This is a genomic window from Allobosea sp. 01N443 (assembly GCF_056399325.1).
In genome coordinates this window covers 1-12,181 of record NZ_JBFTRC010000172.1, presented here as the reverse complement: position 1 = coordinate 12,181, position 12,181 = coordinate 1, and the positions used below count along the sequence as shown (strand labels likewise).

At 63.2% G+C, this 12,181-nt stretch carries 16 protein-coding genes and 1 pseudogene; 9 read left to right on the top strand and 8 right to left on the bottom strand.

The window, feature by feature from the left end; genetic code table 11:
- Positions 1–172: 172 nt before the first annotated feature.
- The gene (locus tag AC1DRP_RS28785; protein WP_476770260.1) at positions 173–1,207 is read left to right on the top strand and encodes an IS110 family RNA-guided transposase; all 1,035 of its coding nucleotides are present in this window, start codon (positions 173–175) and stop codon (positions 1,205–1,207) included.
- A gap of 278 nt (positions 1,208–1,485) precedes the next feature.
- On the opposite strand, the pseudogene AC1DRP_RS28780 reads toward AC1DRP_RS28785, so the two are convergent.
- Positions 1,486–1,761 (bottom strand): annotated as a pseudogene (locus tag AC1DRP_RS28780) (transposase); the annotation flags it as partial.
- Positions 1,762–1,925: 164 nt separating this feature from the next.
- Positions 1,926–2,135: a hypothetical protein gene (locus AC1DRP_RS28775; RefSeq protein WP_476770259.1), complete on the bottom strand. Its 210-nt coding sequence runs from the start codon at positions 2,133–2,135 to the stop codon at positions 1,926–1,928.
- 637 nt (positions 2,136–2,772) lie between these two features.
- Between AC1DRP_RS28775 and AC1DRP_RS28770 the strand changes: the two genes are divergently transcribed.
- Positions 2,773–3,147, top strand: a complete 375-nt coding sequence (locus AC1DRP_RS28770; RefSeq protein WP_476770258.1) for a toxin-antitoxin system YwqK family antitoxin — start codon at positions 2,773–2,775, stop codon at positions 3,145–3,147.
- Here AC1DRP_RS28770 and AC1DRP_RS28765 read toward each other — a convergent pair.
- Positions 3,128–3,571 (bottom strand): hypothetical protein, encoded by a 444-nt coding sequence (locus AC1DRP_RS28765; protein ID WP_476770257.1) that lies wholly within the window; start codon positions 3,569–3,571, stop codon positions 3,128–3,130. The genes AC1DRP_RS28770 and AC1DRP_RS28765 overlap by 20 nt on opposite strands.
- Before the next feature lie 97 nt (positions 3,572–3,668).
- On the opposite strand from AC1DRP_RS28765, the gene AC1DRP_RS28760 reads away from it, so the two are divergent.
- The gene (locus AC1DRP_RS28760) at positions 3,669–4,127 is read left to right on the top strand and encodes a helix-turn-helix domain-containing protein (protein ID WP_476770256.1); all 459 of its coding nucleotides are present in this window, start codon (positions 3,669–3,671) and stop codon (positions 4,125–4,127) included.
- 98 nt (positions 4,128–4,225) lie between these two features.
- On the opposite strand, the gene AC1DRP_RS28755 is transcribed toward AC1DRP_RS28760, so the two are convergent.
- The gene (locus tag AC1DRP_RS28755; RefSeq protein WP_476770255.1) at positions 4,226–4,636 is read right to left on the bottom strand and encodes a universal stress protein; all 411 of its coding nucleotides are present in this window, start codon (positions 4,634–4,636) and stop codon (positions 4,226–4,228) included.
- A gap of 358 nt (positions 4,637–4,994) precedes the next feature.
- Between AC1DRP_RS28755 and AC1DRP_RS28750 the strand changes: the two genes are divergently transcribed.
- The 4 genes from AC1DRP_RS28750 to AC1DRP_RS28735 all read left to right on the top strand — a co-directional run bounded on the left by AC1DRP_RS28750 (position 4,995) and on the right by AC1DRP_RS28735 (position 9,117).
- Positions 4,995–5,432, top strand: a complete 438-nt coding sequence (locus AC1DRP_RS28750; protein WP_476770254.1) for a DUF5681 domain-containing protein — start codon at positions 4,995–4,997, stop codon at positions 5,430–5,432.
- Positions 5,429–5,632 (top strand): hypothetical protein, encoded by a 204-nt coding sequence (locus AC1DRP_RS28745; RefSeq protein ID WP_476770253.1) that lies wholly within the window; start codon positions 5,429–5,431, stop codon positions 5,630–5,632. Before AC1DRP_RS28750 ends, AC1DRP_RS28745 begins: the two co-directional genes overlap by 4 nt.
- A 1,535-nt stretch (positions 5,633–7,167) precedes the next feature.
- Positions 7,168–7,596, top strand: coding sequence for a hypothetical protein (locus AC1DRP_RS28740; protein ID WP_476770252.1), 429 nt, complete (start codon positions 7,168–7,170; stop codon positions 7,594–7,596).
- A gap of 447 nt (positions 7,597–8,043) precedes the next feature.
- The gene (locus AC1DRP_RS28735) at positions 8,044–9,117 is read left to right on the top strand and encodes a recombinase family protein (protein WP_476770251.1); all 1,074 of its coding nucleotides are present in this window, start codon (positions 8,044–8,046) and stop codon (positions 9,115–9,117) included.
- 308 nt (positions 9,118–9,425) lie between these two features.
- Here the strand turns inward: AC1DRP_RS28735 and AC1DRP_RS28730 are convergent, their stop codons facing one another.
- On the bottom strand, positions 9,426–9,785 hold the full coding sequence (locus AC1DRP_RS28730; RefSeq protein WP_476770250.1) for a phasin family protein: 360 nt from the start codon (positions 9,783–9,785) through the stop codon (positions 9,426–9,428).
- A 14-nt stretch (positions 9,786–9,799) separates the two neighbouring features.
- On the bottom strand, positions 9,800–10,078 hold the full coding sequence (locus tag AC1DRP_RS28725) for a hypothetical protein (protein WP_476770249.1): 279 nt from the start codon (positions 10,076–10,078) through the stop codon (positions 9,800–9,802).
- Positions 10,079–10,214: 136 nt separating this feature from the next.
- On the opposite strand from AC1DRP_RS28725, the gene AC1DRP_RS28720 reads away from it, so the two are divergent.
- Positions 10,215–10,475 (top strand): hypothetical protein, encoded by a 261-nt coding sequence (locus AC1DRP_RS28720; protein WP_476770248.1) that lies wholly within the window; start codon positions 10,215–10,217, stop codon positions 10,473–10,475.
- An 18-nt stretch (positions 10,476–10,493) separates the two neighbouring features.
- On the opposite strand, the gene AC1DRP_RS28715 is transcribed toward AC1DRP_RS28720, so the two are convergent.
- Positions 10,494–10,721 (bottom strand): hypothetical protein, encoded by a 228-nt coding sequence (locus tag AC1DRP_RS28715; RefSeq protein WP_476770247.1) that lies wholly within the window; start codon positions 10,719–10,721, stop codon positions 10,494–10,496.
- Between the two features lie 7 nt (positions 10,722–10,728).
- The gene (locus AC1DRP_RS28710) at positions 10,729–10,956 is read right to left on the bottom strand and encodes a helix-turn-helix domain-containing protein (protein WP_476770246.1); all 228 of its coding nucleotides are present in this window, start codon (positions 10,954–10,956) and stop codon (positions 10,729–10,731) included.
- Positions 10,957–11,151: 195 nt separating this feature from the next.
- On the opposite strand from AC1DRP_RS28710, the gene AC1DRP_RS28705 reads away from it, so the two are divergent.
- Positions 11,152–11,709 (top strand): hypothetical protein, encoded by a 558-nt coding sequence (locus AC1DRP_RS28705; protein WP_476770245.1) that lies wholly within the window; start codon positions 11,152–11,154, stop codon positions 11,707–11,709.
- The last annotated feature ends 472 nt before the right edge of the window (positions 11,710–12,181 follow it).

Genomic DNA, 12,181 nt, shown 5'->3' with positions numbered 1-12,181 from the left:
GCGCAGCAGATCGCTGTCGCGGAAGCGACCGTGCCGGTTCTTCGAGAAGGTGGAATGGTCGGGCACATCCCCCTCCAGGCCAAGCCGGCAGAGATGGAGTAGGCGGGCGGTCGCGCCAGGACGAGAGTGCGTCGCGCGGTTTGACCCACAACGCCCTGCCATGGAGACGGTGATGGACTATTTCGCTGGCCTGGATGTGTCCCTGGATACCGTGAACGTCTGCATCGTCAACGACGCGGGCGATGTCCTGCTCGAACGGAAGATCGACGCCGAGCCAGCGGTCATCGCTGATCTGCTGGCGGGGTTCGGTCATCCCTTCAAACGGGTCGGCCTGGAAGCGGGCCCGACATCATCATGGCTTCACAGCGCGCTGCGCGAGGCCGGGTATCCCGCGATCTGCCTCGAATGCCGCCATGTGAAGGCCGGCCTGAGTGCGATGAGGAACAAGACCGACCGCAACGACGCGCGCGGGATCGCCCATCTTCTCCGCCTTGGATGGTTCAGGCAGGTCCACATCAAAAGCGACGAGGCACAGCAAGTGCGCATGGCGCTCGTCAGTCGTCAGCAGCTTTTGAGTAAATCGCACGATATCGAGAACGCAATCCGCGGCTCGCTGAAGGTGTTCGGGCTTCGCATCGGGATCGTCACGCGGAGAGCCTTCGAGGAGCGCGTCCTGGAGCTCGTCGCCGATCATCCAATCCTGCTCTCGATCACCGAGCCAATGCTGCGCGTCCRTCAAACGATGATCGAGGCTTTCGAGGAACTGGACCGCATGTGCCGGCAGTTTGCACGACGCGATCCGGTCTGCCGCCGGCTGATGACGATACCCGGTGTCGGGGTGGTCGTGGCGCTGACCTATCGCACCGGTGTCGACGCTCCCGAGCGGTTCTCGCGATCAAGAGACGTCGGCGCACATTTTGGCCTGACGCCGAGACGTTATAGCTCCGGACAAACCGACTTCGACGGTCGCATCAGCCGCTGCGGCGACGAGATGGTCCGCACCGCGTTGTACCAGGCAGCCCACGTCCTCTTCCATCACGGTCCCTGGTCGGCCCTGAGGTCGTGGGCGACGCGGCTGGCGAAGCGAGGCAGCGTGAAGGTCGCGAAGATTGCTCTCGCACGCCGGCTTGCCGTCGTCATGCACCGCATGTGGACCGACGGCACCGAGTTCCGTTGGTCAGCGACGCCCGGTTCGGCCGCCGCGTAGTGGGGAGGTCCACGTAGCGATCGACCTTCATAGTTCCGTCGCCGCGGCGGAGAAGAGCGCCTGGGAGGGTGCGAGGGTCGGACGAGCACGCATCGCTGGTTGCGATGGCACGGCATTCGCCGGTCCGATCGCGAGGCAGAGCTAGGCCGTTCGATCCTTCTCAACCCATCCTGTCCGCCGACGCAGTCAGCGTCGAGCATGCAAAGAAGCCTGAACTCGTCCGGGCGCTCCTGATCCACCGCGACACAAAAACGGAGTTGACACATGCCCGCCTAAAGAAACCAGCGATAGGCGAGGTTCAGATGGACTTCGTCGCAAAGCCTGCGCTCGGAGCGGATGCCGAAGCAGTAGCCGACGATCAGCATCCGGATCATCAGCTCGGGATCGATCGAAGGCCGGCCGGTGTCGCTGTAGAAGGGACGTAGATGCGCACGGATGCCGGACAGATCGACGAAGCGGTCGATCGAGCGCAGCAGGTGGTTGGCCGGGACATGCCGCTCAAGGCTGAACTCGTAGAACAGTGCCTCCTGCGCAACCGTCCGTTCGCCCATCATCGCGCCGCCCTCCGCCCAAGGACGACTGAATCAGAACCTCAGGCTCGCAGCAACACCGACTTCTTCAACAAAATCGGTCGAGACTGGCCTTTCGGTCTCGGTCGCAGAGCTGACGTTCGATAGGGCCCTTCAACTCGGTTGCTTCCCTCGTATCCTCGCAATGATCAATCCGGCGCCTTCGGCAGCACGCCCATGACCGCCCGCCCGCGCTCAGTTAGCGCGTAGGTGTTACAGCCCGCCCACGCTGGCGCGGGCGTCCAYTCGATCAGACCCTTGCGGATCAGTTCCTCGCGCGACTTGCTCGGCCGCAAATCGACGCGGCCCCTGTCTGGCCGAAACAGGTGCAAGATCCAGATTTCATCCCGCGTCAGCATCTGGTTCCGGCTTTCGTTCCTCTCGCTGAGCGGTCTACCTGCGAACGTGATCGTTCGCCATCTTCTGTTTGATGCTAAGCCACTGTAAAGACTGAAGCGCATCGCAAGCACAGGGGTGTGTTTCGTCAACAGAATGGCGGAAACCAACAACGCGGCGGGATGAACGGGGTACCTAGCCGCGTCTTAAACTGAAGAAGCCACTACCCATGAACACTACGGCCTGCTAGCCCGCTCCGCGGCTCGACCACTCGAAAGAACGAAGGCTCGACGGCTTGCTATCAGCCGACGCTCGCGGCCCGGTTATGCCGGGAAGCAGCGTCTTATCTGCGGAGGGGACATGAGGACGACCGCCATCATCGCCGCGCTGGCGCTCGCTGTACTGGCGAACGCAGCCTCAGCGCAACATCAGCAGCATACCTTCCGTGACAGCTCCGGGCGCGTCACAGGCCGGTCAGTGACCGACAGCCGAGGCTCGACCACGTTCTACGATTCCATGGGCCGGACGACCGGGCGCGCGAGCACGGACAGCCAAGGGGTGACGACGTTTCGCGATTCCAGCGGCAGAACGACTGGGACCGCGACAGGCCCGCGACGCTAAAGGCCTAACAATTCGCGAGATCGGCCTCGCGGAGCAGAGGTGCGCGTTCCGGAACGCCGTCTACGATTGACGCCGTGGGATCGCACCGCCGAAGGAAAGATGGTTCCTCGATCTGGGGCTGTCGCTGGTCCGATCACGCCGCAGCATCAGATGCACCGCAGTCGCGATGAGCACCATCTCGACAACGGAAAGGTAGGAGGAGGCATGAAAGAAAGGGGCGACCGCCACAAGGACGGAAGTATCAAAGCCAAGGGCCACATGATGAGCGGTGAGCTTGAAGGGTACTGGGAGTGGTTCAGGCTGGATGGCAGTAAACTGCGTTCAGGCCACTTCAAGAGCGGAAAACAGGTTGGCGAATGGACCACCTATGACGCCACTGGCAAGGTCGTGAAGGTCACGAATTTCCCCAATTGAACAGCGCGAGTTGAAGGCCATGCGGGTCCGCTGCACTCAGTGTCAGGCCCGCAAGCGACATAGGCCCGCGATAGGAGGCACTGGTGCAGTCGCCGTTGAAATGCTGCCGGTAGTGCTCGCGCTGGATCTCCCAGCGGAKCGCGGCGGCGTCGTCGCTGAAGCTGGCGGCGAGGGCAGCGGCTTCACGCTCGTGCTGAGCCTTGAAGGCTGCGATGGCGGCGGCGCGCTCCTCGGCACGGCGAAGCTCGCAGGCCTCAGCCTTCGCGGCCGCCCAGGCCTTGCGGAGCCAGTTGGAAAGCTGGGCGCGGCGCTCGGTGATGGTGCGGCACAGGCGCAGGGCGAAGCGGCCTTCGTGATGGGCGCGGCGCATGATGGCAGCCTTGTCGAAGGCGATGCGGCGATCGATGTTGTAGGCGAGCGGCATTTGCTGTATCTCAGTTGCTGACCTATAGTCAGGATACAGTCTATCTGTATCCTGTCAACAAAGGTTGCAATTGTAATACAGCTATGAGGTTGCGCTCATGATCCGTTTGACACCTCGCCTCCTCAAAGCCGCTCGAGCTCTGGTCGGCTGGCAGCAGGACCATCTTGCGGAGGCGTCCGGCGTCTCTAAATCGACCATCGGAGCTTTCGAGGCGAAGGATGAGACCGCGAAGCTAGCCACGATGAACAACAAAGCACTTGCTGAGACTCTGACGACGGCGGGCGTTCAGTTCATTCCGGAAAACGGCGGAGGCGCAGGCGTCAGGCTGGCAAAGCTTGGACGCGGCTATTCCGTCTCGAACGAAGACGCCGTTTCAATTGAGCAGCAGAAGGCCAATGCGGATGATGTTCGATCGGAGGCGGCCGAGGCTGTGGACCGTGTGCTCGCTGACACCAATGCGACAAAGGATGAGAAGGCCGAACGTCGGGAAGCGCTGACAGAGGAGCCGGCAGTCATCGCAGCAGCGCGAGGCAAGGGGCGGGGGCGGAAGCGCTAACCCCACCCTCGGCTCGTCGGGACATGTGGGCTCGCCCCAGCTATCGCAAAACGTCTGCGACAGCTCGTTTTACGAGCGAGATCTGCTGGGAGGATCGACTACCGGACCACCAGTGCAGGGATAGTTGTACTTGCCAGCACCTCAGACGTCTGGCTCCCGAGCACGACTTTCTGTATGCCCCGTCGGCCATGAGAGGACATMACGATGAGGTCGCAGCCCTTGAGCTTGGCCAATCGGACGATTGCCGCGGCCGGAGAAACATCGATCTCGTGTTCCAGATCTACCGTGACGCCGTGTTCGGACGCGCGTTGCTCTATGGAGGTAATGCGTTCCTTGATGAACTCATCAATCTGCTGACGGGCTGCAGGTGCCATCTCCGGACGCAGGGGCGCCGAAACGGTCAGAACGGTGACTTTCGCCCCGAGCGGCTTGGCGAGCGCCAAGCCGTGTTCAAGACCCTTGCGAGCAAGTTCGGAGTCGTCGGTGGCGATCAGAATGTGTTTGTACATTTGCCCTCTCCGGTAGGAAATGCGCCGGCATCCTGGATGAAATTGATCGGAAGAAGCCGTCGGCCTGATGGTCCCGATACTGCCAGTCCTTCCTGTCGCTGTATCTGCTCGATGCCGTGGCTTTTGTGAGGGCCCGGGCGCCCTCGGCCAAGTTGGTCGCGGGTGTTATTTTCGATGGCAATATTGCATAATCCGGCGCGCTTTATGATTTGATTGATTGCAGATTTGCCATCGTGAAATTGACGCTTGGATGCGTCCTGGAACGGGAGCGCCTGAGCCGAGGCCGCAGGGGCGCTCTCCTGATGACCCTCGCCGCCGTCGGCTTCATCGCATGGATCGTCGCTAGAGGTTTGCCGTGATGCCTGCAAATGCAGAACGAAAACAGGGCGGCAGCAAGTTCAAGCCGGGCCAGTCGGGCAACCCGGCCGGCAAGGCAAAGGGCACCCGACACAAGGTGACGCTTGCCATTGAAGCTTTGCTGGAGGGCGAGGCCGAGGCGCTCACACGCAAGGCGATCGAGTTGGGACTGGCCGGCGACATGACTGCTCTGCGGCTCTGCATGGATCGGCTCGCATCTGTGCGTCGCGACCGGCCAGTCACCCTTGACCTCCCCAGGATCGAGACGGCGGCCGATCTACCCAGCGCGACGCAGGCCATCCTGGAGGCAGTCGCAGCGGGGGAACTTACTCCGTGCGAGGCAGCCGAACTAGGCAGGCTGGTGGATGCCCATGCCAGGGCCATCGAGGTCACCGATCTGCACCGCAGGCTCGAGGCACTGGAAGAAGGGCGGGCATGACGAAGCCCAGCAACATGACGCGACTGTCGGAGCGCATTGCGAAACTGGAGACAACGCGCGCCATGAACCGTGTGCAGTATGTGGTCAGCAACCGCCCGCCAGGCGATGAGTATTGGACGGCGATTGGGATTACCGAGGATGCCATGCAGCCGGGTCGATGCCTGACGGAGGAGGAATGGCAGGCCAAGTTCCGCCGCTGAGCCGGGCGCCGCTTCAGGCGCATCACAGGGCGTCAAGGGCGCGGCCAGGGCCACCAAGGGCGCAAAGGCCCTGTGACCTGGTGGTGGCCTCGGAGGCGAATTGCCACCCCTCGGCGCGGGTCTTGCCCAGGATGTCGAGCAGAAGGTTGCCGAACGCGCCGCGCTCCAGGCCAAGGCACCCATGGGCAAGGCCGCCGACATCGACAGAGCGACTCTTCGGCTACTCCCGCCTGCACGATGCCCCCCAGGTGCCGCAGTTCGATCTGCCGCGTTATGAGCCGCCGCGTGGCGTCCCGGCCAGGGTCCAGGATTTGATCGCCAACCTGCAAATCCGCAGATGCACGAGTACATCAGCAAGGCCGCCAGCACGACAATGCAGGCGACATGGTCGTCGCCGCCGCCTACTTCCTGTCCCCAGGGGCTCGCCAGGCGGCTAAGGGCGGCAGGGCCGCGCTCAAGGTAGCAGCGTCCTGCGCCGAGGCCCGCATCGGGGACAACTGCGGGCCAGGCCTCGACCGCCTCGGCACGCCGACCTATCACGCGGGCCGCGGTCTTGCCGCACCTGGGCGACGGTGCCCGGGCCTAAAACACCCCATCCCCGTCGAGGAGATGAGCGCGGGCGTCATCTCGAGGCGACCTCGCGCCGAGACGGATCATCGACCCGTAGGAACTACAGGGCGCCATCCTGACGCCGGCCCTCGGCGACACCCTCATCACCCCGGACGGCGGCAGGGGCGCGAAGATCACGGTCGAGGCCGCGCACACCCTCCAGTAAAGCCGCCCCGGGATCCGTCCGCATCAAATCGGCGGGGATAGGTGCGGACAGGCGGGATCCGCCGAGCTTCGACGCCTGCCCGACCCCGTGGCGACCCCGCCTAAACCCCGGCCGACCGCCCGCCACCTCCCCCTCACCCCGCGTAACCCCTTGATAACCCTCGCTTTCCTTAGCGCGTCCCGGTTGTGCGATCGAGGCGGGGCAAGACGACATTCCTGCACGGCAGGACCGCGCGACTAGTCAAATTATGCAACAATTCCAAGGGGCTGACCCCCCAGGGATCCCGGCTGCCTCCCTTACCCAGATCACCAGCTAAGTCATTGATTTCATTGGGAAATTTTTGAACGACTATGTGCCTTTTCGAGCGCCGCCGCGCCCGGCCCCGGAGAGAAGCCTTGTTTTAGGAATGCCCCCCCTGGCCCCTGAAAGCGAAGGTTGGGCCTGGAGGGCCCCGTCGAGCCTCAGGAGGCCCGTGGCGGCCGTTTGAGTTTGGCCGGCGCGTCTTGTGAGGCTTGGGATTAGGGCTCCGAGGGCCGAAATGCTAGGAAATGGACGCCCATCCTCACCCGCAGTGACCGCCTCAAGTTGTATCGTAAGCTGGCTGGTCGGCTGGAGCGGGCACAGTGCGCGTTGCAGCGGTGTCCGATCGGATCAAGCGGGACGCGCCCTATATCTTATGAAGGGCGCGTGGCTCGACGGCGGGCGACGAGATGCGCAGTGCGCCGATACGTGCTACGCTCGCAAATTCGGGAGAAGGAAAATGAGAATGCTGCGAGGTGCTTTCCGCCGTTGTGGTGTCATCACAGCTATCGCGTTCTCTGCTGCAATGTTTATCTCTGATGCCCACTTCAACGTTGCTGAGGCACAGAAGGCGCGGGCGGAGGATCTTGCTTGCGGCAAAGAACTACAAGAGCGGTGCAGTGGCAAAGGAGTGCCGGTACAAACAGACGCGGCTGGGTGGGTCAAAACAGACCTCCTTAGTTGCCTTTCCCAAGAAAAAGACAAGTTAGCAACAAAATGTGCGGCACGCGCGGCTAATGTTTTGAAGAGCTGCAGCGCGGATGCCAATCAGCGTTGTAAAGGAATCGTGGCGGGTCAGGGCAATATTCTCGCATGCCTTACAACGGCAAGGCGCGTGGTTTCCGCGCGATGCAATGCGGCTCTTGATGCCGCTTACTTGCGCCAATGATCCTATCTCTACGGTAGCGACCTACAACTGTAGTAATGCCCCCCTGACCGTCAATCCATTACCGAGACGATGCCGCTTGCGGCGTGGCGGCGTTCGCAGCCACAGTCCCCGTCGTCCCTTGGGGGGGGCTCACTACCCGGGGGCGAAGTCACCTAATCTGAACCGGCTGATCCATGCGCCGCGCATTCGCGAGCGTCGCGCCGTAAAGTTCAGCCAAGACCCTTGGGTCAGCGCCAACAAGCTCGACGTCGGCGAGCCGTGGGATCCGTCCATGAAAATGGACGGGGGCGAGGTGGGGCACATCATCGGCCCGTGGTTTTGCCACTGCTGGGAAGACCAGCCTTGCGGCGGGGCGGCCTTCGCGGTCACATGCCCGGCATCCCTTGCCTCGGGGAACCCATGCCCAGCCTCATGCCGCACGCCGGCCGCGCTTACGGCACCCGCTGAATGTGGGTCGTGGCCCGGGTCAGCCGTGAGGCGCTGGCGCTCGCCGAACTGAAGCGCAGCGGCTTCGAGGTCTATGCGCCGCGCATCGTCGAGCGCCGTGTCTTGCGCCGCCGGGTCGTCGAGGCGACGCCACTGCTTTTTCCGAGCTACATCTTCGTCGGGATCACGGCGCAATGGCATGGAGCGCGCTGGTCGCCGGGCATCAGGTCGCTGATCATGAAAGGCAGCGGGCCTGCGCGGGTCGCCGATGACGTCATCGGGGAGCTGCGCGGGCGCGAGGTCGACGGCCTGATCGAGCTACCGCCGCGCTTCTTGCCTGGCGATCGGGTGCGGGTCGAGCGCGGGCCCTTCGCAGGATTGGCTGGGCTGTATGCCGGCCAGGCGCCGTCCGAGCGGGTGCTGATCCTGCTGTCGCTGCTGGGCGCGGCCCGGCGGGTTAGCACGGCACAGCAGGGACGCTCCGGCCTGGGCATTGAAGCGCAGCGCGCCGCCATTGCCCGCTTTGCCGAGGTCGAAGGCTTCGAGATTGTCGGCGAGCATGTCGAGGTCGAGACAGGAAAGGGCTCCGATGCTCTCGATCGTCGCCCGCAGCTTGGCGCCGCCCTGGCCGAGGCCCGCCGCCACAAGTGCGCGGTCGTCGTCGCCAAGCTTGATCGCCTGTCTCGTGATGTGGCCTTCGTCGCCGGCCTCATGGCGCAGCGCATTCCATTCATCGTCACCGAGCTGGGCGCGGATGCCGACCCGTTCATGCTCCACATCTATGCCGCGCTCGCCGAGAAAGAGCGCGCCATGATCTCCGCCCGCACGAAGTCGGCGCTGGCTGCCGCGAAGGCGAAGGGTGTGCCGCTCGGCAACCGGACGAACCTGGCCGAGGCCCAGGCCAAGGGCGCGGCCACGGGCAAGGCCAATGCTGATCGCTTTGCCGCTGCGATCCTGCCGATGATCCGCGACGCTCGCGCCTCGGGCGCTTCGCTCCGGGCGATAGCGGACATGCTCAATGCCAGAGGCGTCCAGACGGCTCGTAAGGGCAAATGGGCCGCGACGCAGGTGCGGGACATTCTTCTTCGGGCCTAGGTCTTCGGGGGATTGTCCGGAAGCGGGGGGCGATGGTCCGATGATCTTACCCATAGCCCCTGGCAAGACGTCGTCTGGGTGATGTGGGGCGTTGTTCAGCGCTCCGCCAGCGGCGTGCCGGTCATTGTGTCCCGACGCCGCACCTGGTCGCCGGAAGCGACGTCATGCTGGCATTACTGGACCGGCTCGCGCCGACCTGGATGGCATTGTTATCCAGGTCGGGTGCCACTTCTTTTTTTGTTCCGCCGCAGCCGGCCGRGCGCCATAGGTTCCGGGGGGAGGCGTCGCCGCGAGATCGCGGGCGTCGCTCAAGCGGCCTTGCGTGGGGGCTGGAGCGGCCCGCCAGCGACATCTTCGGTCAACCTGCTGCACTCGGCAATGATGTCATCGCCGAGGTCAGCCAGCGCCTTGCCCTCGTCGTCCAGCGTCTCGGACAGGCTTATCGTGGCGTCGATCTGGCCGGCCTGGAAATCCAGGAAGTCCTGCGCGTCTTTTATATCTGCAGCGGCCCTCAGGCGCGCAAAACCTAGATCCATGCACGTCCGGAGCATATCCATCTGCAGAACACTCAGCTTTTGCAGATTGTCGAGGGCGAGCCTGTTTGCCTTCACGACCGCCGTGAGAAATGTCTCCCACGGCTCCATCAGGTTTTTCGGCAGGTCATGCATGGTCGTGTCTCCTCTCAATGAGACTGTGACTGGTTGCGAAGCCCGCTGCTTTGAAGAAGAGCTTCAAGCGCTGCGGCATGGACGCCTGTAAAGGGCGCCAGGACGACCGCGCCCTGTCGCTCGCCGCTCTCGGACCGGGCAAAGCGGATCGCCTCGCTGCGATTGGGGAAAGTGGCCGCGACAAAGCCACCGATCTCGCGGACGGTCCAGCTGCCGTCACGGCTCCGGCCGACGATGAAGCTGCTGCTCCGCATGCTGCTGCCGCGATGCGGCAAGGTTTTCGCGTGGATCATGGAGGTCTCCAGCTGAGGATCGCATGGGCGCCTAACGTATGGATCCGGTTTGACCTGATCGTGTGGCCCTTGATCAGAGCCTCTTTCAGGTCATGGGAAGGATCGATGGCGCCTGGATCAGGATAAGTTGGGTTGCATGCAGATCTTCCCAGTCCATTTTAAGAAGATCGGCGCAATCGGTAGATTTGAACGGCCATTATTGCCTGGCCGCGACGAGAGCAATCCCGCCGAGGTCTTTTCAATGCGCGAGGCGCAATCTCTTTCTGGCCTTGCAATCGGCCTCTGCCGCCGCGCGAGGGGATTATTCATTGATGCAAGCGAGATACAACACAAAATATTCGTATCGAGGACTTTTAATTTACTTGACCCATATATTGGCCGGTTCCCGGCAATCTGATGCAGCATATGGTGCCGGTTAGGCCAGGTTCCGTTCAATTGCGGATCGGGCGGCCTTGAAGGTGGCTGCTGCGCCCGGCACAGCGCCCTGCTGCTGTTCAAGAACGAGAAGCGCGATTTCGTAGATCTCCCTTACGTCGGCGGACTGCAAAACGCCCTTCTGCACCAGGCAGCGCAGCAGGCCGGCCATGGTTGCGGAGGAGACGAGGTTTGCTGCGGCGATGCCATGCGATGGGGCAAGGGGCATCGCGCGCTCATTGTGCCCCTGGATGTGCGGGTTCCGGCACATCGTAGCCGTCCGCTGCGTACAACGTAATTTTGTTWCGCARCGTGCGGATGGMGATGCCGAGYAGMGAGGYGGCRTGGGTGCGGTTGCCGCCGGTTTCCCGSAGCGTGGCGAGGATCAGTTGGCGTTCGACAAAGGCAACTGGCAGACCGACGAACTGATCAACGACGGCTTGGTCAGCATCGAGCGCTCGCATGGTCTAAGTCCTTTCCAAGCCCCCGGCTCTGATGGACACCTTAGGATGGCGCCCGCCGTAGTTAAGAACCGGTTAATCGGCATTGTGCGCTAGTAAGGGCTGTTGGGACCGGTGAGCGTGATCGTGCCGGCGAGCACATTGACCGTGCCATTACCGCTGATGGCCGACGCAAATACGTATTTGATGGATGTCTGAGTGAAGTTGATCGTACCTGTGCTGGCTATGGGCTGGCGCCCGCCTGTTCCGCGCTTTCAGACTGTACGTGGGGCTCTGATGGTGACCAAGGCAGATCTCCCGGAGCGACTGCTCCAGCTTGCCTCACGCTCCGATGGGGCCACGTTTGCCCTGCTCTCCGAGGCTGCCCAAGCCCTCGCTCGGATGACCGCGCCAGCGGTGGAGCTGCCTAACCTGCCAGCCGGGCCCGATGCCGTGGAGCCCGCGAAGGCGCACAGCAACGACCTCGCGGACATGCTCGGTGACACCCAGGTCATGGCGATGGACGCGGTCGCCTCCCTGGAGCAGCGCGCTGAGTTGGCCGAGGCCGCCCTCGAAGCGATGCGCAAGGCTCACGATGCCATCGAGGGCCGCGCCGCCAGGATGGCGCAGGCGCTGGATGAGGTGAGGGCCGCGACGCTCGCCCATCTGCCGCCCACCAGCCTTTCGGCGACGGAAAGCCTTCGCCTCGTGGTTGCCGCCACAGACGGACCGGAGATCAACGCAGCCAGACGTTTCTTCCGGAGGGGCAAGGCATGATCCTGTCCTTGCTTGACCAGGCTGCCCATCGTGATCACGATGCGACATTGCGCGACGGCGCCATGACACGCTTCGACGGCAGGAGCCGCAGCAGCGGATAGGTCGACTCTGATCCAAGGCTCCCCGGCGTTGGCCTCCCCAGGGTTGGCCGGGTGCAGAAGACCCCGTAGCGCCATGGCTCCCAAGCTGGTGGCTACGGGGTTTTTTCCCACGCTTATGTGCAATTAATTTCAGTAGAACCGGATAAACCAACCATGATGAATGCCAGACCTCAGCGGGGCTGCTGAAACGCCGCGAAGGACGGCTCACTGGGATCGCGCTCTACCGCCCGATGGCATGGGAGCCTCGGATCGAACACATTTCACGGGGCATCCTCGGGTGGCGGGAGCAGGGCGACCTGGCGCAGGATCTCGACGGTGCCGAGCACCGCCCATGCCTCTCGACGGTGCCGAGCACCGCCCATGCCGGGTCG